This window comes from Candidatus Pelagibacter sp. PS_31 (assembly GCF_059417865.1).
The window spans coordinates 942,216-964,834 of sequence record NZ_CM182069.1 but is presented as its reverse complement, the minus strand read 5'-3'; the positions used below and the strand labels follow the sequence as shown (position 1 = coordinate 964,834).

General features: G+C 29.9%; 17 protein-coding genes, 2 tRNA genes and 1 other RNA gene. 15 read left to right on the top strand and 5 right to left on the bottom strand.

The window, feature by feature from the left end:
- Window positions 1-2 precede the first annotated feature (2 nt).
- Both AC5SLN_RS05115 and AC5SLN_RS05110 read left to right on the top strand, forming a co-directional pair.
- Window positions 3-2,234 (top strand): autotransporter domain-containing protein, encoded by a 2,232-nt coding sequence (locus tag AC5SLN_RS05115; protein ID WP_494593077.1) that lies wholly within the window; start codon window positions 3-5, stop codon window positions 2,232-2,234.
- Window positions 2,235-2,362: 128 nt separating this feature from the next.
- Window positions 2,363-4,549: an autotransporter domain-containing protein gene (locus AC5SLN_RS05110; protein WP_494593076.1), complete on the top strand. Its 2,187-nt coding sequence runs from the start codon at window positions 2,363-2,365 to the stop codon at window positions 4,547-4,549.
- A gap of 18 nt (window positions 4,550-4,567) precedes the next feature.
- Here the strand turns inward: AC5SLN_RS05110 and carB are convergent, their stop codons facing one another.
- Window positions 4,568-7,792 carry a carbamoyl-phosphate synthase large subunit gene (gene carB, locus AC5SLN_RS05105; RefSeq protein ID WP_494593074.1) on the bottom strand — a complete coding sequence of 1,075 codons (3,225 nt, stop codon included), beginning with the start codon at window positions 7,790-7,792 and terminating at the stop codon, window positions 4,568-4,570.
- Window positions 7,770-8,966 carry a glutamine-hydrolyzing carbamoyl-phosphate synthase small subunit gene (carA, locus tag AC5SLN_RS05100; protein WP_494593073.1) on the bottom strand — a complete coding sequence of 399 codons (1,197 nt, stop codon included), beginning with the start codon at window positions 8,964-8,966 and terminating at the stop codon, window positions 7,770-7,772. Before carA ends, carB begins: the two co-directional genes overlap by 23 nt.
- A 128-nt stretch (window positions 8,967-9,094) precedes the next feature.
- Here carA and AC5SLN_RS05095 point away from each other — a divergent pair, with 128 nt between their 5' ends.
- The 3 genes from AC5SLN_RS05095 to rpoD all read left to right on the top strand — a co-directional run bounded on the left by AC5SLN_RS05095 (window position 9,095) and on the right by rpoD (window position 13,221).
- On the top strand, window positions 9,095-9,556 hold the full coding sequence (locus tag AC5SLN_RS05095) for a GatB/YqeY domain-containing protein (RefSeq protein WP_494593072.1): 462 nt from the start codon (window positions 9,095-9,097) through the stop codon (window positions 9,554-9,556).
- On the top strand, window positions 9,556-11,331 hold the full coding sequence (gene dnaG, locus AC5SLN_RS05090; RefSeq protein WP_494593071.1) for a DNA primase: 1,776 nt from the start codon (window positions 9,556-9,558) through the stop codon (window positions 11,329-11,331). Before AC5SLN_RS05095 ends, dnaG begins: the two co-directional genes overlap by 1 nt.
- Before the next feature lie 66 nt (window positions 11,332-11,397).
- Complete coding sequence (rpoD, locus tag AC5SLN_RS05085) at window positions 11,398-13,221, top strand: RNA polymerase sigma factor RpoD (protein WP_494593070.1); 1,824 nt, start codon at window positions 11,398-11,400, stop codon at window positions 13,219-13,221.
- Between the two features lie 94 nt (window positions 13,222-13,315).
- Here rpoD and AC5SLN_RS05080 read toward each other — a convergent pair whose 3' ends face one another.
- On the bottom strand, window positions 13,316-13,507 hold the full coding sequence (locus tag AC5SLN_RS05080; protein ID WP_494593069.1) for a hypothetical protein: 192 nt from the start codon (window positions 13,505-13,507) through the stop codon (window positions 13,316-13,318).
- A 19-nt stretch (window positions 13,508-13,526) separates the two neighbouring features.
- On the opposite strand from AC5SLN_RS05080, the gene AC5SLN_RS05075 reads away from it, so the two are divergent.
- The 3 genes from AC5SLN_RS05075 to AC5SLN_RS05065 all read left to right on the top strand — a co-directional run bounded on the left by AC5SLN_RS05075 (window position 13,527) and on the right by AC5SLN_RS05065 (window position 14,775).
- On the top strand, window positions 13,527-14,558 hold the full coding sequence (locus AC5SLN_RS05075; protein WP_494593068.1) for an O-antigen ligase family protein: 1,032 nt from the start codon (window positions 13,527-13,529) through the stop codon (window positions 14,556-14,558).
- A tRNA-Val gene (locus tag AC5SLN_RS05070) sits at window positions 14,558-14,632 on the top strand. Before AC5SLN_RS05075 ends, AC5SLN_RS05070 begins: the two co-directional genes overlap by 1 nt.
- Before the next feature lie 66 nt (window positions 14,633-14,698).
- Window positions 14,699-14,775 (top strand) — tRNA-Ile (locus AC5SLN_RS05065).
- Window positions 14,776-14,795: 20 nt separating this feature from the next.
- On the opposite strand, the gene AC5SLN_RS05060 is transcribed toward AC5SLN_RS05065, so the two are convergent.
- On the bottom strand, window positions 14,796-15,389 hold the full coding sequence (locus tag AC5SLN_RS05060; protein WP_494593066.1) for a Tgt2/MlaC family protein: 594 nt from the start codon (window positions 15,387-15,389) through the stop codon (window positions 14,796-14,798).
- Window positions 15,390-15,402: 13 nt separating this feature from the next.
- Window positions 15,403-16,188: an MlaA family lipoprotein gene (locus AC5SLN_RS05055; protein ID WP_494593064.1), complete on the bottom strand. Its 786-nt coding sequence runs from the start codon at window positions 16,186-16,188 to the stop codon at window positions 15,403-15,405.
- A 69-nt stretch (window positions 16,189-16,257) separates the two neighbouring features.
- On the opposite strand from AC5SLN_RS05055, the gene AC5SLN_RS05050 reads away from it, so the two are divergent.
- The 7 genes from AC5SLN_RS05050 to AC5SLN_RS05020 all read left to right on the top strand — a co-directional run bounded on the left by AC5SLN_RS05050 (window position 16,258) and on the right by AC5SLN_RS05020 (window position 22,614).
- On the top strand, window positions 16,258-17,001 hold the full coding sequence (locus AC5SLN_RS05050; protein ID WP_494593063.1) for an N-acetylmuramoyl-L-alanine amidase: 744 nt from the start codon (window positions 16,258-16,260) through the stop codon (window positions 16,999-17,001).
- A gap of 42 nt (window positions 17,002-17,043) precedes the next feature.
- Window positions 17,044-17,398: RNase P RNA component class A (gene rnpB / locus AC5SLN_RS05045), an RNA gene on the top strand.
- 255 nt (window positions 17,399-17,653) lie between these two features.
- Window positions 17,654-18,121, top strand: coding sequence for a division/cell wall cluster transcriptional repressor MraZ (gene mraZ, locus AC5SLN_RS05040; protein ID WP_494593061.1), 468 nt, complete (start codon window positions 17,654-17,656; stop codon window positions 18,119-18,121).
- A gap of 2 nt (window positions 18,122-18,123) precedes the next feature.
- The gene (ftsZ, locus tag AC5SLN_RS05035; protein WP_494593060.1) at window positions 18,124-19,611 is read left to right on the top strand and encodes a cell division protein FtsZ; all 1,488 of its coding nucleotides are present in this window, start codon (window positions 18,124-18,126) and stop codon (window positions 19,609-19,611) included.
- An 18-nt stretch (window positions 19,612-19,629) separates the two neighbouring features.
- On the top strand, window positions 19,630-20,640 hold the full coding sequence (gene rsmH / locus AC5SLN_RS05030) for a 16S rRNA (cytosine(1402)-N(4))-methyltransferase RsmH (RefSeq protein WP_494593058.1): 1,011 nt from the start codon (window positions 19,630-19,632) through the stop codon (window positions 20,638-20,640).
- Window positions 20,637-20,948, top strand: a complete 312-nt coding sequence (locus AC5SLN_RS05025) for a cell division protein FtsL (protein ID WP_494593057.1) — start codon at window positions 20,637-20,639, stop codon at window positions 20,946-20,948. Before rsmH ends, AC5SLN_RS05025 begins: the two co-directional genes overlap by 4 nt.
- Window positions 20,932-22,614, top strand: a complete 1,683-nt coding sequence (locus AC5SLN_RS05020; protein ID WP_494593056.1) for a peptidoglycan D,D-transpeptidase FtsI family protein — start codon at window positions 20,932-20,934, stop codon at window positions 22,612-22,614. Before AC5SLN_RS05025 ends, AC5SLN_RS05020 begins: the two co-directional genes overlap by 17 nt.
- The last annotated feature ends 5 nt before the right edge of the window (window positions 22,615-22,619 follow it).

Genomic DNA, 22,619 nt, shown 5'->3' with positions numbered 1-22,619 from the left:
TTATGAAATTTATAAAAAACTTTATTTTAATTTTATTATTTATATTTCCCATCTCTAATTCATTTGGAGCTATGGTTACCAAAATACAGTCAGCAGCAGTCAATGATAGGAGTGACTTTATAAACGGCATCCATTTTAATTCTGATGGAACAAAAATGTTTACAGTGACCCAAAGAAAAGTTTCAGCAATTTCTAGTGTTTATGCACATATAAATGAATATGATTTAAGCACACCATTCAATGTCTCTACAAAAACTTATGCGAGTGATGATGAGGTATGTATATTAAATAGTGGTGACACGACTTCGGGTCCTATTAGTGCTATTACTGATCTAGAATTCTCTAATGATGGATTGATGCTGTTTGTGTCTAGGGGAAATGCTAAAGGTACTGCAAATGATGATAGAGTATTTAGATTTGATTTAACTTCCCCCTATGATGTTTCAACATGTGCATTCGCAAATCAAACTTCAGACCTTGATACTGGTACTCTACAAGATGGTAGTAATGCTGGAGATATTACTGAGGGAACTAATAACAGACTTCAAGGTATTGAGATTAATAATGATGGAACAAAATTATTTGCAATTTTTCATGGAGCGACGGGTCAAGACACAAGATTATTAGAGTACCAACTTTCAACTGCATACGATCTAAGTACCATATCAATTATTACAGATGCAGGAATAGAACTAAATGATGAAGTATCAAACCCTCAAGGAATAAGATTTAGTCCAGATGGAAAAAGATTTTGGGCTGTTGATCACAATGGTAGTACACAAGATGTAACTCAAATTTCCCTTGATGTGGCTTTTTCCACTTCTTCATTTACAATAGACGGTACAGTTTCAATATCTAGTGATATTACTCAACCAAGAGGAATTGCATTTAGTGCGGTTGGTCTTAAAATGTACATTGGTAGTGACAGAGATGAAAACGGAAAGGATGAAGTTTTTGAATTTGATTTAGTGTGTCCTTTTAATATTATTGAAGGAAAATGTCCTAGTATCACAACAGGTGACAGAACTGGAATAGCTATTGCACAAATAGAAGTTGCAACAAGAACTATAGAGCACTCAACGGACACTGCTTTAAATAGATTAAAATGGATTAGAAGAAATAAAGATAATCAAAACTTAACTAATCTTAATTTAGATCTTAATTTTACCAATCAAATGCTTGCCTCTCTTACTAAAGTTGTAAAAACCTCAGCTACTACAAAGAAAAAAGATAAAGAACAAGACGTATTTTATTGGAGCGAAGGAAGTATTGCTGTTGGTAGAGTAGGAGAGACAAATGTTTCTTCATTTAAAAAAATTAAAACTGATGCAATTACAGTTGGAGCAGATAAATTTACTAAAAATAATGGCATAAGTGGACTTGCTTTTAGGTTTGGTAAAAATGATGTTGATGTTGGCTCAGCTGGAAGCAATTTAGATACGAATACTTATAATTTAACCCATTATTCCTCATCCCCAATTGAAGATGATACAAAATTTATAGACACAATTATTGGAGTAGGTGTCCTTAATTCAGATATTTTATCAGTGCTTGATGGTAAACGTGTAACCGCTGATAGAAAAGGTAGACAAATATATGGAACAATTAAATTAAAAGATGAGATTAAGAAAAATAATTTAATTCTAATTCCTTCTGGACAAATAGACCTTGGTTATACCCGGTTAGATAGCTATCAAGAAAGTGGTAACACTGCTATGAAATTTAAAAAGCAAGGTATTCAATCAAGAAATGCCAGACTTTCAATTGCAGCAGTTGAAGAATTAGAAAATGAAAAATATAAAATTAGAAAGCATGGAAAATTAGAATACAAAGCAAATTTAAATCGTTCTTCTAATATAAAATATTCTTACGTGTCTGATGCATCAAGTGGTGAATTTGATACCAAACTAAACTCAGGTGCTTTACATAATTTAAATGGTGAATTAGGAATAGATATAATTTTACCAGATAGTTTTAGTATCTTTTTAATCTATGAGAGAAATCAAGCATTAGGTACGGGTCATACTGATAAAATACATTTAGCGATAGGATATTTACCTAACAGAAAAACTAATTATGCTTTTAAATTAGTAGGCTCAGAAAATTTAGGATCTGAATTTAAGATAAGCAAAAATATTAATGACTTTGAATTTGATTTTAAATTAAACAATCAAGATGTATTGAGGCCAAATACTTTTGATGAAGCAACGGTTAATTTAAAGAAAATTTTTTAATTTATATTTTTTAATAAACTCTAAAAGCTCATTAAATTCATCATAAATACTGCTTAACCACCGCCCGATTTGAGCACCAACACGAGTAGGCTAAGTAATAAAATAAATTTTATAGGCTATTTTCAACTATGAAATTTATTTTAAGAAAACTGGCTAGATGTATTCATATCACTTTTTTTTTAATAATTTTTTTTAGTTCAAAAATAGTTTATTCAGCAAGCTTTACTTTTCCTTCAACTTTAACAACCAATACTTCAGATTTTGTTTTACTTTCTGAAACTGGCACCAATCCTTCTGTAAGTGGTTTCTCTACAGATGTACTTATAACAATTACTGCAACAGCCGGTTTTGTAAAAGTAACAACGGTTACAGGCCTTGAACAAATTAATGGATTCTGTGGTTATACAGCTGACTCTAGTTCTGAACCTACTGATTGCACAGACAATGATAGATCAGAGATTGGTTTTGAGGGAACTCAAGCAGAAGTTAATAATGCATTAGCTACACTTTCGTTTAAAGGTGATGGTAGTACTTCTAGTGCTACTATTTCAGTTTCTGCAACACCAACAGGCGCCTCTTACAACCCTGTTAATGGTCATTATTATAGAGCTATTGCAGCTACAGATATAGATTGGGATGATGCAAGAGCAGCTGCTAAAAGTGATGCACAAAAGTTTAATGGGCTTAGTGGTTATTTAGTAAACATTACATCTGCACAAGAAAATGCATGGATAAAAGATAAAATTTCAACAAATGCATGGACTGGAGGATCTGATAGTGGAACTGAAAGAATATGGAAGTGGATGGATGGACCTGAAGCTGGCCAAACCTATACTTGCGCAAACCAACCTCTTTTAAATTCTGGTGGACCAGGTGCTACAATCAGCGGATGTTCAGAACAAAGTTATTTAAATTGGCTTGTAGCTGGCAATGGTGACCGTGAACCAAATGATTACAACAGACAAAATGAAGATTATATGCACGTTTATGGAGCCATAGATGACGATAGAAGAGGAAAGTGGAATGATTTTGTAATTGATAACGTTAATGTTGATGCTTATATTATTGAGTATGGTGGTCAGGGAGGTACTGCTACAGTTTTTGGAGCAGCATCAATTACAATAACATCTACTGAAGCTACCGATAACCCATTTGATGTTTTTGACGATAAAGAATTAGTTGGAATAGTTGAAGGACAATCTGAAAGTGCAAAAAGATTTATTTATAGTTCAACTTATCCTGTTTTAGAGAGAATGGAGTGGTATCGAACTACAAAAAAAAATGACAATATTAAATTTCAAGATATAGGCATAGATATAGATATAACAAATAAAGATACCTATCCGTATGCAAAATTATTAGATGCTTATCTTTTAAAAGGTAATGTTAACAAAGAACAAAAGCTGTCAAATAAGAATATTGAAAAATTTATAAACGAATTACCTCTTTCAAAATATTTAAAAAATGAATTTGGAATGGTGCCTCGAAAATGGAAAATTTGGAGTTCTGGATATTTAAAAAAGGGTAAAATTAAACTTAAATCTGGCAAGGTTAATCAAGAGTTCGATTCAGATGCTTTAACACTTGGAATGGATAAAATAATAAGGAAAAACACGCTTTTTGGTATAGCCATTAGACTAGAAGATCAGGATACTGATGTTGGGCAATTAGGGACTAAAATTAAATCTGATGCAAAAAGTGCAACAATATATTCTAGTTGGCATAAGAATAGTTCAACATTTATTGATGGTTTAGTTGGTTATGGATATATTGATAATGATCTTACAAGAATTGAGCAAGCCAACACTTCTAATACTTTAACTGGAAATAGAGGTGTTAAGCAATATTTTACTTCAATTAAATTTAATAAAATAATGGATAAAGATAATTTTACATCATTATTATTTGGAAGATTTGATTACGGTTTATCTAAATTAGAAAGCTTTTCAGAGATAGGCAATATTCAAGCATTAAAATTTGAAGAACAAGATTTAAAAAATAAATCTATTTCAATTGGTGCCTTAACAAAATATAAAAAAAAAATTAAGAAAGGTTATTTTCTACCATATGGTAGAATTGAATTTTTTGAAAACTTAACTCCTGATTCAGAAGCTAAAGCATCATACATTTCTGACCCTAACACCACATATTATTATACTGTAAAAGAGGATTATTCAAATTCTCTAAAATTAGAGTTAGGTTTTGATTTAAATCTAATTGATAGTTGGTATTTTTCTACTTCAATAAGAAGATTAATTAAAAACAATAAAGACTACGAAAATGAGTTTGCAATTAAAGTAAGCAAACCATTTTAATTATACCCACATTTAAAGTTAAATATCTTGAAGTGCAGTTACGGTAATCTCTTTTGTCTTTAAAGATCTAATCCCCATCAAGCAAGCTTGAGCAGTAGACATGTTTGTACAATAAGGAACTTTATTACCTAGGGTTGCTCTTCTTAAAGCCATTGCATCCTGAAGACGATGTTCACTATTTCCACCACCTGTATTAATAACTAAAGCAATTTTTTTAGAATTTAGAATGTCAACTATGTGAGGAGAGCCTCCACTTACCTTGTTTATTGTTTTGCATTTTATGCCATGTTCACGAATGTATTCAGCTGTTCCACCAGTGCCGCATAAAGTAAAATTTAATTTTATTAATTGTTTTGCAAGATCTACACCTTCATCTTTATGACCATCTTTAAGAGATATAAATGCTAGACCTTTTGTTGGTAATGAGTTTGATGCAGCAATTTGGCTTTTTGCATAAGCCATACCGAAGTCTTTATCAAATCCCATAACTTCACCTGTTGATTTCATCTCAGGCCCCAATAATAAGTCACTATTTGGGAATTTATTGAAAGGAAATACAGCTTCTTTAACTGCAAACAGGTTCTTGTTTTTACCCTTTAAATTAAATTTAGATAATTTTTCACCAGCCATTACACGTGATGCAATTTTTGCAAGTGGCAGTCCTTTAGCTTTTGATACAAAAGGAACCGTTCTACTTGCTCTTGGATTTACTTCGATTACATAAATTTCATCATTTTTAATGGCAAATTGAATGTTCATAAAACCTTTAACATTTAATGCTAAAGCTAACTTTTTTGTTTGAACTTCTATTTCAGTTATCAGCTTTGGTTTAATTGATATGGGAGGCAAACTACATGCAGAATCTCCAGAGTGAATTCCAGCTTCTTCAATATGTTGCATAATACCTGCAACAAATACTTGTTTACCATCAGATATTGCATCAACATCTACTTCCATAGCGTGACTAATAAATCTATCTATTAATATGGGATTATCTTCTGCAGCTTTAAATGCTTCTTCTACAAAGTTTTTTAATTGGCTTTTCTCGTGAACAATTTCCATTGCTCTTCCACCTAATACATAAGAAGGTCTAACCATTAAGGGCAGACCAATTTTTTCAGCAATTTGAATGGCTTGCTTGTAAGTTTTTGCAATACCACTTTCAGCTTGTTTTAATTTTAATCTATCAAGTAACTTTCTAAATCTATCTCTATCTTCAGCTAAATCTATTGAGGAGTACTGTGTCCCTAAAATTGGAAGTTTGTTGTCATGTAAAAACTTTGCAAGTCTTATAGGAGTTTGTCCACCAAACTGAGCGATGATACCCACAAGGTTTCCTTTCTGCTGTTCTTTTTTAATAATATTATAAACATACTCTTCTTTAAGAGGTTCAAAATAAAGTCGGTCACTTGTGTCGTAGTCTGTTGAAACCGTCTCTGGATTACAGTTAATCATTATAGTTTCAAAACCACTATCTTTAAGAGCATAACTCGCTTGGCAACAACAATAATCAAACTCAATACCTTGGCCTATACGGTTTGGTCCACCACCCAAGATTATAATTTTTTTTCTTGAAGAAGGTTCTGCCTCACATTCTGAGTTTAAAGCATAATTTCTTTGGTAGGTTGAGTACATATAAGGAGTGAATGATTTAAATTCAGCAGCACAGGTATCTACTTTTTTGTAAACGGGTAATACTTTTAAAGCAGTTCTTTTTTTTCTAACAAGGTCTTCAGGAATTTTAGTGATTTCAGATAATTTTTTATCAGAAAAACCTATTGATTTAATTCTGTTAAACTCATTATAGTCTTTAGGAAGCCCTTTTTTTTGTATCTTATTTTCTTCATCAACAATTTCCTTTATTTGCTGTAAAAACCAAGGGTCTATTTTGCAAAGTTGGTGAATTCTTTTAAGATTTATTTTTTTTCTAAACGCTTCAGCAGCTAATAATATTCTATTTGGAATATTTTTTTTAAGTTCTTTTTCTATTTCTTTTTTATTTAATGGAAAAATTCGATCTAAACCTGAAAAGCCAATTTCAAGCGAAACCAATGCTTTTTGAAGAGATTCTTTAAAGTTTCTCCCAATCGCCATTGCTTCACCCACTGACTTCATTGATGTTCCAAGAACCGCTTCAGATGTTGAGAATTTTTCAAAGGTAAATCTTGGTATTTTAGTTACGACGTAATCAATACTAGGTTCAAAAGAAGCAGGCGTTGTTTTAGTAATTTCATTTTTTAATTCATCAAGTGTGTAGCCAACTGCTAGTTTTGCTGCAACTTTTGCAATTGGAAACCCTGTTGCTTTAGAGGCAAGGGCAGATGAACGTGACACTCTTGGGTTCATTTCAATAATAACCATTCTGCCATCTTTAGGATTGATTGCAAATTGAACATTAGACCCACCTGTTTCTACTCCAATTTTTCTAAGACAAGCAATAGATGCATTTCTCATAACTTGATATTCTTTATCTGTGAGTGTTAGAGCGGGTGCAACGGTAATCGAATCTCCTGTGTGAATTCCCATTGGATCGATGTTTTCAATAGAACAAATAATAATACAGTTGTCTTTTTTATCTCTGACAACCTCCATTTCAAATTCTTTCCAACCCTCAAGGCATTCTTCAATTAAAATTTGGTTAACAGGGGATTCGTGCAATCCATCTTTAACTATTTTAAGATATTCTTTTTCAGTTTTAGCAATTCCTCCACCCAAACCACCCAAAGTAAAAGCAGGTCTAATGATTGCAGGCAACCCAATTTGTTTTAAAGCTTTTGCAGCATCTCTAATATGATTTACCACTTTAGATTTTGGTAAGTCCAAACCAATATCTAACATATTTTTTCTGAATTTTTTTCTGTCCTCTGCATTAGAGATCGCTTTAGAATTAGCTCCAATTAACTCAATCTTATATTTTTTGAGAATTCCCTTTTTCTCTGCTTCCATTGCTAAATTCAAAGCAGTTTGACCACCCATTGTTGGTAAAATTGCATCTGGTTTTTCTTTTTTTAGAATTTTTTCTAATACCTCTAACGTTATTGGCTCAATATAAGTTTTATCTGCAACACCAGGATCTGTCATGATCGTTGCTGGGTTAGAGTTAATTAAAATAACCTTATAACCTTCATCTTTAAGGGCTTTACAGGCTTGTGTCCCTGAGTAGTCAAACTCACAAGCTTGACCTATGATAATGGGTCCAGCACCAACGACTAATATAGTTTTAAGATCTTTTCTTTTTGGCATTTTTTTTTATGTTGTTAATAAATTCTTCAAATAAGTAAACACTATCTTGTGGTCCTGGATTTGATTCAGGATGATATTGAACAGAAAAAACAGGTTTATTTTTTAATCTAATTCCTTCAATACAATTATCAAATAAAGATTTGTGAGTGACTTCAATATTTTTTGGCAATGATGCTCTTACAATTTCAAAGCCATGGTTTTGACTAGTGATTTCAACATTGTCTTTAATTAAATTTTTAACTGGATGGTTAGCGCCTCTATGACCTAGTTTCATTTTTTTAGTCTTTGCACCTAGTGTTAGAGCTAGAATTTGATGACCAAGACAAATACCAAAAATAGGTAAATTATTTTTGATTAATTCTTTAATGATTTTAATTGCATATTTACCAGTTGCTGCAGGGTCACCAGGGCCATTAGATAAAAAGATCCCATTTGGCTTTAATTTAAGGATGTCTTTTGCACTCGTTTTGCACGAAACCACTGTTACTTTACAATTAAGATCTGAGAAATATCTTAGAATATTTTTCTTTATCCCATAGTCAATTGCAACAACATGTAATGAATTTTTTTTATTTTTTAAATAACCAGTTTCTTTTTTCCAAGTTTTAAAACCTGACCAAATATAATTTTTTTTAGTAGTTACTTTTTCTGCTAAATCTAAATTATTTAATCCACTCCATTTTGCTGTGATATTTGCTAATTTACTAATATTGAAATTTCCTTTACTAGAAAAAGAAATAGTACCTTTAGGGGCTCCTTTATCTCTAATATAATTAGTCAAGCCTCTTGTATCTAAACCAGTGATCCCAACAATTTTATTTTTTTTTAACCACAGGTCTAAATTAGCTAAAGATCTATAGTTAGAAGGACTTGTTATTTCAGAGTTAAAAATTACACCTTTGGTCCAAACTTTATCAGACTCTAAATCTTGCTTGTTAGTTCCAACGTTACCAACGTGAGGAAAGGTAAAATTGATAATTTGCCCAGCGTAAGAGGGATCTGAAATAATTTCTTGATAACCAGTTAGAGAAGTATTGAAACATACTTCACCTGTCGCTGTTCCTTGATAGCCAATACCAACTCCTTTAAAGATAGTTTTATTTTCAAGAACTAAAACGCCTGTGTGAAACTGTGAGATTTTATTAGAGCTAATCTTTTTTGCTTTTTTGATCAATTACAACTCATGAGTTAAAGGTTAATACAATAAAACCCTAATTATCGCAACAGAGATGTATTATAAAATTATAAAAAAACAATTTTTCTTTTGAAGAATTTTCACTTTGCAGTAGATTAAAAAATATTATGACATTGAAAGAAAAAATTGAAACTAACTATAAAAATTCTCTAAAATCAAAAAATAAGGTTGAAATCTCAACCTACAGGTTAATTTTATCTGGAATAAAAGACCTTGATATTATCAATCGTTCTGGTGCCAACATAAAAGAAACAGACGATGAAGATATTAAAAAACTTTTAAAGAAAATGATCAAGCAAAGAACCGAATCAATAGAGATCTATCAAAAAAATGAGAGAATGGATTTGTTAGAAGTTGAGCAAAATGAATTTGATCTTTTATCTAGTTTTTTACCACAGCAGTTAAACGATGAAGAAACTAAAAAAATATGCGTTGATACAATAAGTAAATTGGGTGCCGCATCAATTAAAGACATGGGTAAAGTAATGGGTGAATTGAAAAAGTCATACCCTGACAATCTAGATTTTGCTAAAGCTGGACCTTTGCTAAAAGAACTATTAAATAAATAATGAAATACCCAAAAGAGTATTTGGACGAAATTAAAACTCGTTTAAAGGTTTCGACAGTTGTATCAAAGTCTGTCAGTCTAAAAAAAAGAGGCAAAGAATTTGTAGGTTTATCACCCTTTAAAACTGAAAAAACACCTTCATTTACAGTTAATGATGAGAAGGAATTTTATCATTGTTTTGCAACATCGGAACATGGAAATATTTTTGATTTTGTAATGAAAACTCAAAATTTGAAATTTGGAGAAGCAGTAAAATCATTAGCAAATCTTGCAGGTATGAGACCTTATACGTTTTCAAAGCAAGATGAAGAACGTGAAAAAAATTGGCAAGAATATTGCTCAATCTACAATCAATATGTTCAATTTTATCATGATGAAATTTTAAAAAATGAAAGCTTAACTATTGCAAGAGACTATTTAAAAAAAAGAAACCTCAGTAAAAATGAAGTCAAAAATTTTAAAATTGGATTTGTTGAAAGAAACTCAAATTTTTATGAAAAATTAAAAGATGAATTCAGTGAAAAAGTTTTGGTTGAAAGTGGTCTTTTTTATTTAGATGAAAAAAAGAATACATACATTGAAAGATTTCGAGATAGAATAATATTTCCAATTAATAATATTTCAGGCCAACCTATTGGATTAGGAGGAAGAACTATCCAGGAAAATAGTTATTCAGCAAAATATATTAATTCTCCTGAAACACCTTTTTTTAAAAAGGGTTCTAACTTATATAATTTAGATTTAGCTAGAAGATTATCCAATAAAATAGATCATGTATATTTGGTTGAAGGATATATGGATGTAGTTGGTTTAAGTAAAAATGGAATTGAAAACGTTGTAGCAAATCTTGGAACTTCTTTAACAGATAGACAAATTTTAATGCTTAACCAATTCTTTGAAGACATAATTATTTGTTTTGATGGTGATGAAAGTGGATACAAAGCAGCAGTTAGAGCGGCAGAAAATTCAATTAAAGAACTACAACCAGAAAAACAAATTTCATTTCTTTTTTTACCAGATGGCGAAGATCCTGATAGCTATGCAAATAAAAATGGCAAAGCAAACTTTATTGATTTTACTAAACAAGCAAAAATTTCAATTCATCAGTTTATATTTAACCATTATAAACAACAAACTGATAACAATCCTTCATCAATGGCTATTTTTGAAAAAAAATTAAGAGCTATTGCTGCAACTATAAAAGATGATTTTATAAAAAAATATGTATTAGAGTTTTTTTTAGAAAAAATTTCATCTTTAACTCCACATAGTAATGTGGGAAAAAAACAATTTTATACTAAAAAGATAAAATCATTACAGTCTACTCAAAAACACTTTAACGAAAGCAAATTATTGAGTGGTGTGGAGCTTAAAGAGTTTTCATTGCTTTATTTAATAATGAATAATTTAGATTTATTTCAAGAAAATATTCACATGATTGAAAATATAAATCTATTTAGTGAAGAAAATAAATTAATCCTTGAAACTTTGATAACCAAACTAAAGAGTGGAGAAAAACTTACCTTAGATCAAGTTCCAATTGACCCTCAATTAACGGAAAAAATCTTTAAATTTGCCTCAATAAAACATATTCTAAATAATCACCAAAATGATCAGAATAAAATGTTTGAATTATTAGAGGAGGTTTCTAGAGATCTTAAAAACTACGATTTAGAGTTTAGGATTGAAGAGCTCGAGTCGAAGTTTTCTAAAGATTTAAGCGAAAGCACTTTTAATGAAATAAGAGAGCTAAAAAAACAAAAAAATATCAATTAAATCCTTTAAAAAATACGTGGATTTTTCTCAAATTGGGCTTATATAAGTCATCTCAGATATACTATTGTGGAAAGAATAATTACAAAATCATTTGCTAGACTTATGGGTCGTGGAACTCATAGAGGATTTATAACTTTTGATGAGCTAAATAAATCATTAGGTAAAAGAAATCTTTCAGACGAAAATTTAGAGCAAGCCTTCATGCACATTCTTGATGAGAATGTAGCATTGGTTGAAAAAAAATCTGATTTTAAAGTTTTACGAAAAAAAGAAAACTCATCTAAAGAAGATGGTAAGACAATTGAGAAAAGTGATGACCCTATAAGAATGTATTTAAGAGAGATGGGTGGAGTAGAGCTATTATCTCGTGAAGGTGAAATTGCAATTGCAAAAAGAATAGAAGCTGGGAAAGATGTAATGCTTATAGCATTAGCACAAAGCCCAATTACTGCACAACAATTTGTAGAATGGGATGAAAAACTTCAAAGTGATGAAATATTAGTTAGAGAAATTATCGATATTGATACTAACTACATGGAAGACGAAAATACAGGTCCAAGTGCTAAACAAAGAAATTCTGGGGAAACTGATAAAAATGATGAGAATAATGGAGACGATGATGAGTTTAATCCAACGCTTGCAGCAATGGAAACTGAAATCAAACCAAAAGTTTTAAAAACTGTTAATACTTTAACAAAAGAATATGCAAAATTAATAAAATATCAAAAAGAAAAACTTGATTGTATTTTAAACGCAGTAAGTTTCTCCGCTGCTAAAGAAAAAGGACATGATAAAATTGTAAGTGATATTTTAGAAAATATTAAATCATTACAATTGTCACCATCTGTATTAGAGGAATTGGTTCAAAAACACTATGTGGAAAATAAAAAAATTGTTTCACTAGAAGGAAATCTTTTAAGATTGGCTATGGATCAAAAAATTCCAAGAAATGAATTTATTAAGTTTTATATTGGTAATGAAATTAACCCAAATCTTAAAAAGTTCTTGGATACTAACCCCATGTGGAAACAGTTTTTTTCAAAAAATAAAGATGAATTTAAAAACATAAGAGAGAGATTAATTGAGATTAGTCATAAACTTGGAATTTCAGTAACTGATTATAAAAAAATAGTTAGCAGAGTTCAAAAAGGTGAAAAAGAATCTAGAATTGCAAAAAAAGAAATGGTTGAAGCAAACTTAAGATTGGTAATTTCAATTGCAAAAAAATATACAAATAGAGGACTTCAGTTTCTAGATCTTATTCAAGAAGGAAATATCGGTCTTATGAAAGCTGTAGATAAATTTGAATACAGAAGGGGTTATAAATTTTCAACATATGCCACTTGGTGGATTAGACAAGCAATCACTAGATCTATTGCTGACCAAGCGCGAACTATTAGAATTCCAGTTCATATGATTGAGACTATTAATAAAATTGTAAGAACCCAAAGATTAATTTTAAGTGAGTTTGGTAGAGAGGCTACACCTGAAGAGCTAGCACAAAAATTAAGAATGCCTTTAGATAAAGTTAGAAAAGTTTTAAAAATATCAAAAGAACCCGTGTCTCTTGAAAAACCAGTGGGTGACGAAGAGGATAGTAGTTTGGGTGATTTTATTGAAGATACAAAAGCATTAGCACCTTTAGAACAAGCTATTAAATCTAATCTAAGTGAAGCTACGACTAAAATTTTATCAACTTTAACACCAAGAGAAGAAAGAGTTCTTAGAATGAGGTTTGGTGTTGGAATGAATACAGATCATACTCTTGAAGAGGTAGGTCTACAGTTTTCTGTAACAAGAGAGCGTATTAGACAGATAGAGGCTAAAGCTCTTAGAAAACTAAAACACCCAAGCAGATCCAAGCAACTAAAAAGCTTTTTAGAAAGTTAAATAAACCAATTTTTTCAAGTAAGATAGATTTTATTTATTTTTAATAAGTAATAGAGTATTAAATTTATTAAATGAACAGTAAAATTTTTAATTCTTATTTTCTTTTTTTATTTTCCTTTATACCTGCGTCTATAATTATTGGCCCAGCTATTTCATTGGTAAATATTCTATTAATTGATATTTCGTTCATTTTTTTAATTCTGTTCAAAAAAGATTTTAAATTTCCATTTAATAAGACTATTAAACTTATAATATTGCTTTGCTTATATTTAATTTTTAATTCCATTATTGCAAAAGATTTTTCAATGAGTGTTCATAGAAATTTTGGCTTTATTAGATTTGGAATACTTTTTTTAGCGTTTAATTATTTTTTTTATAATAAAGATTTTGTAAATAGAGTTTTGGTAGTATGGGCCATTACCCTATCTTTGTTGTCTTTAGATACCTATTTAGAAAGTATATCAGGAACAAATATACTTGGTTATGGAGAAGCATATGGCTCAAGAATAGTTAGTTTCTTCAAAGATGAGCCAATTGTAGGAGGATATATTAATTCATTTTATCTGATTATTATTGGTCATTTGTTTTATTTAAGTAACGATATTTCAAATAGATATAAATATATTATTCTAATTTTTTCTATATTTTTTATTATTGCAATAGTCTTGACAGGTGAAAGATCTAATGCAATTAAAGCGATCTTAGGTTTTTTTTTATTCTATTTTTTTAATAATTTCTTTAAATTTAAGGAAAAAATTATATCAATACTTCTCCTAGTGACTTTATTAGGTATTTTAATTTCAAAATCAGATTATTTAAATCTTAGATATCAAGGACAATTTTTAGATAAAATAAAAAATACTATAATGGTTAAAAAAGAAATAAAAAAAAATGAAAGTACTGTAGAAAATACTATTTATTATGAACTTTATAAATCTGGATTTGAAGTTTTTAAGAGATATCCAATTTTTGGGGTAGGGAATAAAAATTATCGAGTAGAGACATGTTCAAAAGAGAAAAAACTTAACTATGTGTGTAACACTCATCCACACCAGATTTATTTTGAATTTTTAACTGAGCATGGTTTAATTGGTAGTTTTATTTTATTTTTTATTTTATTCTATTTAATCTTTAGCAAAATAAAGATAATATTATCTTCTAAAAATTATATTCAATATAGTTGTATAATATTTTTAACCACATCATTTATTCCTTTTTTGCCTAGCGGTGCTTTTTTTGGTGATTATAATCTAACTATATTTTGGATTAATCTATCAATAATGTATTCAGTTAATAGAAAAACAAATATATTTACCATAGATAATAACTACACTTAGGGACTGTAGCTCAATAGTAGAGTACTGCATTGACATTGCAGGGGTAGTTGGAGCGTAACCAACCAGTCCCACCATTTTCATTATCTTTTACCTATGCTAGACATCGGTTACATTATAATATAATTAAAGCTTAATTTTTAGGGCCTGTAGCTCAGTTGGTTAGAGCAGTACACTCATAATGTATTGGTCCCAGGTTCGAGTCCTGGCGGGCCCACCAAAAATTATTTTTATAGATGATTATTTAATAAACTCTTTTAAAATAGAAAAAAGACCGTTGATATCCCCATCATTACTCTGAATGATAGAAGAAAACTCTTCCTTTTGAGTTCTTGCTAGACTTAAGCCTTCAATAATTAAATCTCTGATTAAAGGATTTTCTGGATTTTTTGTATAAATTCTCCAATCAATTTTAACCTCAGGCCTTTGTTCTGTTCCAACTAAAATACTAGATACCATTGTATAATTTTCATTTAATTTTTCTTTAGATACAACTTCAATTTCTGGATTTGAGTATTCAGCCAGTCGACTAGAAAAACTTTTTAGAAAATATTGTTCAAAAAGCATCTCATATTGATTTATTTCATTGTCAGTTATATTTTTTCTATAAGCTCCTAAAGTGTAATAACCAATACCATTGATATCAACTGTTTCACTTGCAATTTGTTTTAGCTTTTCTATTTTTTCTTCTTTTGAATATTCGTTATTTAAGGCCTCAGAAGCTCTATTCACTGTTGATTGAACAAATACATCTGGTTCAATTGAATATGATTGATTAATACCAACAAAGTTAATTATGACGAAGGTAAATATTAAAAACTTTTTTAATCTCATTAAGTTTTATAATTTATTGAGCTTCTATTTCTTCCCAATCACTATCGTTTTGGGTTTCAGTTATTGCATTAGAGTTAGCTATTTTTTTTTGTCTATCTTGCAAATATAAACTTCTAACTGAAGCATAAAAGTCTATTGAATTTTTTTCTAAGTTTTCAAACGAGTCTATATTTTTTGCTCTAAAATCTATCCCAGAACTTGCTCTTGATGCGTAATAATCAAAGTCAGAAAAATGCTGAGTATCATTAGCTACAGTAACGTTATACCAAGCATCTCCACCTAATATATTTGCAAATGATCCAGCTGTATCTCTAACAGTGGATGGTCCTAAAACAGGTAGAACAAGATAACATCCTGGACCAACACCCATTACACCAAGTGTTTGGCCATAATCTTCTTTTTCATACTCTGGAAAACCAATTTTTTCAGCCACATCAAATATTCCAACAACTCCAACTGTTGTATTAACAATAAATCTACCTGTGTTAACTCCAGCTTTTTTAAATTCTCCTTGGAGAATATTATTAGGTATTGTTACAAGTGTAGAGAGATTGTCTAGAGCATTACCTGTCCCAGCTCTAACTGGAGAGGGTAAAATTCTATAAGCTTTTGCAACAGGTTCAAAAATAACACCATCTAACACTTGGTTAAATTTAAATGTTGCTCTATTTACACTTTCAAAACAGTCTTTAACTTCACCAGAATTTTTTTTAGATAAGTTGTTTTCACCGTCTGTATCAGCACTCACATTTGTTGCTAACATTAAACTTATTAGTGAAGTTATTAAAATTTTTTTCATTATTCTATGATTATATAATGTATATAATATCAATGTAAATCTAGATTTAGCTCTAAATATGACGCAAAAATGGCTTTAAAAACAATATTAAACTATTCCCCAAATTTTAATCCTAAAAAAAGAACTTCTAAGCAAATCAAATTTATTATCTTTCATTATACGGGTATGAAAAGCGAATCTGATGCTTTGAAAAGATTAACAGAAATACAATCTGAGGTTAGCTGTCATTATTTAATCAAAAATAATGGAGAGATTGTAAAAATAGTACCTGATTTATACATCGCATGGCATGCAGGAAAATCTTCTTGGAAAAATTATAAGTCTTTAAATCAAAATTCTATTGGTATTGAAATTACAAACCCAGGACATGAGTGTGGTTATAAAAATTTTACACAAAAACAAATTACTACTCTTGTAAAGTTAAGTAAGTTTTTAATAAAAAAATATAAAATTAATCCTAAGAATATTTTGGGACACTCAGACATAGCAGTACTTAGAAAAAAAGATCCAGGTGAAAAGTTTCCATGGGAATATTTGGCTAAAAATAAAATAGGGATATGGCACACATTAAATAAGCAAGATTTACTAAAGAATAGAAAGCTAAAAATAAGCAAGATAGAAGAGAATATTTTTTTTAGAAACCTGTTTAAGATTGGATATTCAAAAACATTTCCAAAAAATATTGGTAGGAATAAATATTTAAGAGAATTAATAAAATCTTTTCAAAGAAGATTTAGACAAGAGTTGGTTGATGGAAAAATTGATCAAGAATCCTTATTAATCAATAAAAGCCTCATCAAAGCATACAGTTAAATTTTTCTTGAAGTTCTATAATTAAGTAATAAATTACATTTGCTAGATGAACGACTTATCGCTTTAATTTATTAAAGAGGAAAGTCCGGGCTCCGCAAAGACACAGTGCCAGATAATACCTGGCGGGGGAAACCCTAGGGATAGTGCCACAGAAAATATACCGCCATAACATGGCAAGGGTGAAAAGGTGTGGTAAGAGCGCACCGGTTCTATTGGTAACAATGAACGCTGGAAAACCCCACTGGGAGCAAGACTAAGTAGAGATGACATTGTTGCAAAACTAAAAGCCGTCTTTGGCTAGTCATCAGGGTTAGTTGCATGAGCTTAAGAGTGATCTTAAGCCTAGAGAAATGATAGGTTTAAATGACAGAACCCGGCTTATAGTTTGTCTAGCAAACTTATCCACAGTTCAATTTTAATTAATTTTAGATGTTCACCTTTTGATTCATAATTGAATCATTTCTGTTCTTATTTTTAGTCTTAGAATTGTATTGAGTTGAAACTAAAAATTGATTTTTGACTTTATGTAGATACATAAAAGTTATCTACAATCATTGCCAAATAAGCCTAAAATGAACATATTGACTCTATCTTAAAAAACCCATATTGTCCCATATATTCCCAAATATGGAATTTATGCAATATAAAAAATATGTTTTTATCTACTTACGAGAACAAAATAGACAAAAAGGGAAGGGTATCTGTGCCTGCTAGTTTTAGATCTCACCTTTCTAACTTAGGATACAATGGTGTTATCTGTTATCCCTCATTTAATAATCAGTCTATAGAAGCTTGCTCACAAGATAGAATTGAAAAACTTTCTGCAAGTATAGATTCATTAAGTCCATTTGAAGAAAAAAGAGATTATTTTGCAACATCAATTTTATCTGAGAGTATGAATTTACAATTTGATAGTGAAGGTAGAATTTCATTATCAACAAAATTATTAAAACATGCAAAAATAAAAAATAGCATGTTGTTTGTTGGTCAAGGTCAAACATTCCAAATATGGGAACCAACAGCATTTGAAAAATTTAAGATCAACGCAAGAAAAAAAGCAAATCTAAATCGTGCAAGTCTTAAATGGGAAAAACATTTTAATAACAATGAGGGGAAATAAAAATGACAATTAACTTTAAATCACCAGAAATAAAAGAATTACAACCAAGATTATTAGTAGTGGGAGTTGGCGGAGCAGGTGGAAATGCACTTAATGAAATGATTGATAATGGACTTCAAGGAGTAGAGTTCATAGCAGTAAATACAGATGCTCAAGATTTAAAGTTAAGTAAAGCTAAAGCAAGAATTCAAATTGGCCTAAGTTTAACAAAAGGTTTAGGTGCTGGAGCAAAACATGACATTGGTCAAGCAGCTGCAGATGAATCTTTAAATGAAATTGTAAATACTCTTCAGGGTGCAAACATGGTTTTTATAACTGCTGGTATGGGTGGTGGAACTGGCACAGGTGCTGCACACGTTATTGCAAGAGCTGCTAAAGAATTAAATATTTTAACAGTAGGTGTTGTAACACTTCCTTTTTTATATGAAGGGCCATCAAGAATGAGAAGAGCTCAGGTAGGCCTAGAAGAATTAAGAAAACATGTAGATACAATTATTGTAATTCCAAATCAAAACTTATTTAAGGTTGCAAATGAACAAACTACATTTGAAGAATCTTTTAATCTTTCAAATAATGTTTTAATGCAAGGTGTACAGAGTGTAACTGATCTAATGGTTAGACCAGGTATAGTTAATCTAGATTTTGCTGATGTTGAAACTGTAATGGCTTCAATGGGCAAAGCAATGATGGGAACTGGTGAGGCTGAAGGAGAAGGTAGAGCAGCTAAAGCAGCAGACATGGCAATTAGCAACCCATTGATTGATGATTATACGTTAAAGGGTGCAAAAGGATTACTAGTAAATATTACTGGTGGTAAGGATCTTAAACTTTTTGAGGTTGATGAAGTTGTTAATAAAATAAGAGCTGAAGTAGATCCTGAAGCAGAGGTGATTATTGGCGCTATTACATCTGGCGACCTTGATGGAAAAATTAGAGTATCAATAGTTGCAACGGCACTAGATGGACAACAACCAGAAAGTAAATCTGTAATTAATATGGTTCACAGAATACAAAATAGAAATCCTGGTTATTCAGATTTTAACAGTGCTAGTTCTGCTCAATCGTTTAATTTTTCACCTACAATGACTAGCCCTATTTCTCATGGAGCAAATGCATTAAAGTTAGAAAATGAAATAATTGCAGAACCAGTTATAAATACTACATCATCAGAAATGATGAATGAGCAAACTGTTAGCAATCAAGAAGCTGACAGTATTGTTGAAAAAAATCAATCAAATGATTATGAACAATCTTTTTCAGAGGAGGCACTTACAACTGCAAAGCTTGAAGAAAATGGCCCAATGGAGGAGGAGCATGTTTCTAATGGACTTGAAAACTTTGGTGTAGAAGGTGAAGACGCGCCAGATCTATTTAGTTCGGATAGTGCAACTTCAGAGACAGAAGGATTTTTATCAACTGAAACTTCAGAAAATACCTCAGAAGATGATGATTTAGAAATTCCAGCATTTTTAAGAAGACAAAAGAATTAATGGTCTTCAAAAAAATAAATGATAGCCACCATAATACCAGATGTGAGAAATCATTATCCGGTATTGCTAAGTGAAATAATTAGCATTATTACCCCTCAATATGGTGGCACATTTATTGACTGCACGTTTGGTCAAGGCGGATACACAAAAAGAATATTAAACTTTCCTGAAACAAAAGTAATTGCACTAGATAGAGATTCTGAAAGTTCTGTAAAGGCTCAAGAACTTCAAAATAGTTTTGAGGATAGGCTGTTATTTAAAAATATAAAATTCAGTCAATTAAATAATCTAAAGTTAAAACATGAAAATATAAAAGCTGTAATTTTTGATTTAGGGTATTCCTTGAACCAGATTAAAGACCCAAAAAAAGGTCTTTCATTTGATAGTATTGGTGAACTTAATATGAAAATGGGTATAAATGAATTTTCAGCAAAAGAAGTAATCAATCAATTAGATGAAAAAGAACTTACAAAAATATTTAAATATTTTGGGGATGAAGCAGACAGTAAAAGAATAGCACACAATATTGTTGAAGACAGATCTAAAAGAGAGATCACAACAGAAGAGCTAGTTAGGATTATAGAGTCTTCGAAAAGAAAAAGAAATTATAAGACACATAGTGCAACTAAAATTTTCCAAGCATTAAGAATATTTGTAAATAAAGAAATTAGTGAACTAATTTATGGATTAATTAATGCTGCTAAAGTTGTTAAAAAAGATGGAGTTATTGCAGTTGTAACATTTCATTCTTTAGAAGATAAAATTGTTAAATACTTTTTTAAAAGTTTATCTGAAAATAAAAGCATCTCAAGACATATGCCAAAAACAGAAGAAAAATTAAATTTATTTAAATCTGTTATAAAAAAACCAATAGTACCAAGTGATAAAGAGATTAGAGAAAATCCACCTTCTAGATCAGCTAAGTTACGCTATGTAATTAAAAAAGAAGATTTTTTCGATTTTGAAACAGATATTTTGGATAAATTTAAACATTTAATTGACATTGAAAATTTGTCAAAAAAACTATGAAACAATTAGTGGTAGCTGTTATTTTCGTATTAATATTAATTACATCACTTATTAAAACCTCTACAAAAGAAATAGAAGATCAAATTTTTATAGTTAAAGAAAATATAAGACCTTTAAAATCGGAACTTGAAGATGTATTGCTTGAGTTTAACTATTTGAGCTCTCCTGAAAAATTAGTTCAGTATCAAACGCAATATTTTGAAAAAGATTTAATCAAAATTGAAATTATGAATATTAAGGAAATCATTAAAAATAATGAAACTTTAGAAATAAAAGACTTAATCAGCAAAAGTGGAAATGAACAATAAAAAGAATATTATTCTAGAAGAATATGAAAATGAATTTTCATATAAAAAAAGTAAAACTAATTTAGATATACAATTTAATAGAATAGCGTTTATTTTTTTTGTTTTCTTGGTGATTTCAGTAATTTATTCAATACAATTGCTTCATTTAGGCTCGTTAAAAGAAGAAAATACCAAGGAATTCTCAACTATAAATAAAAACTATAGAGCAGACATACTTGATAGAAATGGAAATTATTTAGTTAAAACAGTTAAGTCGATAGATATTGGCATTAATCCTATTGAAGTAATTGATAAAAAAAAACTATTAATTAATTTACAGTTAATATTCCCAGATAAAAACTATGAAGAGATTACTAAGAAGCTTGAAAAAAATAAATTCTTTTATTTAGAAAAAAAAATATCTTCTGACAATTATGAAAAAATTATGTTACTTGGAGATAAATCAATTAAGTCAGAAGAAAAATTAACTAGAATTTATCCTCAAAAAAATCTCTTTAGTCATATTATTGGTCAAATAGATGATGACAATAAAGGTATATCAGGACTTGAAAAATCCTTTAATGAAAAATTAAAACAAACAAACGAACCACTTAAATTAACAGTAGATACTGACATACAATTTTTAATTAGAGAAGAGTTAGTAAAGTTTCAATCTATATTTAGAAGTAAAGGTAGTACAGTAATTTTGATGAATGTTAATAATGGAGAAATTATATCTATGGTTTCATATCCAGATTTTGATCTAAATAAAAGAGAGAAGATAGTTGATCTCAATTTTATTAATAGAGCAACAAAAGGAGTGTATGAGCTGGGCTCAGTATTTAAAACTTTTACAGTAGCAGCTGGATTAGAGGAAGGCTTAATTGATACTGACACAGAATTTTTAAATTTAGAAAAAAAACTACAATGTGGAAAAAGTAGTATTTCTGAATATGACAATAAAATACCATCAGATCTTACTGTAGAACAAATTTTAATTAGGTCTGGAAATATAGGATCTGTAAGAATTGGACAAAAATTAGAAATTATTAAATTAAAAGCTTTTTTAGAAAAAATTGGAATCTTAAGTAAAATAAATTTTGACATAGAGGAGGTTGGAGAGCCTATTCCATTTAAGTGGGGAAAATGTAAACTTGCGACAGTGTCTTTTGGACATGGAATAACTACCACTCCATTACAATTAGCAAAAGCTTATGCAATAATTTCAAATGGTGGTTTTGCTATTGAGCCCAGCTTAATAAAAAAAGAATTAAAAGATCCTGAAAAAGAAAGAAGAATAATCAAAGCTGGTATTTCAGAGAAGATAAATCCAATACTTAGAAAAATTGTAAATACTAAAGAAGGTACAGCAGGACTTGTAAACATTGAAGGTTATGAAGTTGGTGGAAAAACAGGAACTGCTCAAAAAACAATAGTAGGAGGTTATTCTAAAGCAAAGGTAAATACATTTGCAGGTATTTTCCCCACTTCTAAACCTAAATATGTGCTGATAGTTCTACTTGATGAGCCGAAAACTTCATCAGACTACGTATATGAATATAAAAATAAAAAAGGATCATATAAAGGAACCCCATTTAATACAGCAGGGTGGACATCTGTTGAAGTAGCTGGAAAAATCATAGAAAAAATTGGGCCTATTTTGGCCACAAAACATATAGAAAATTAATACTT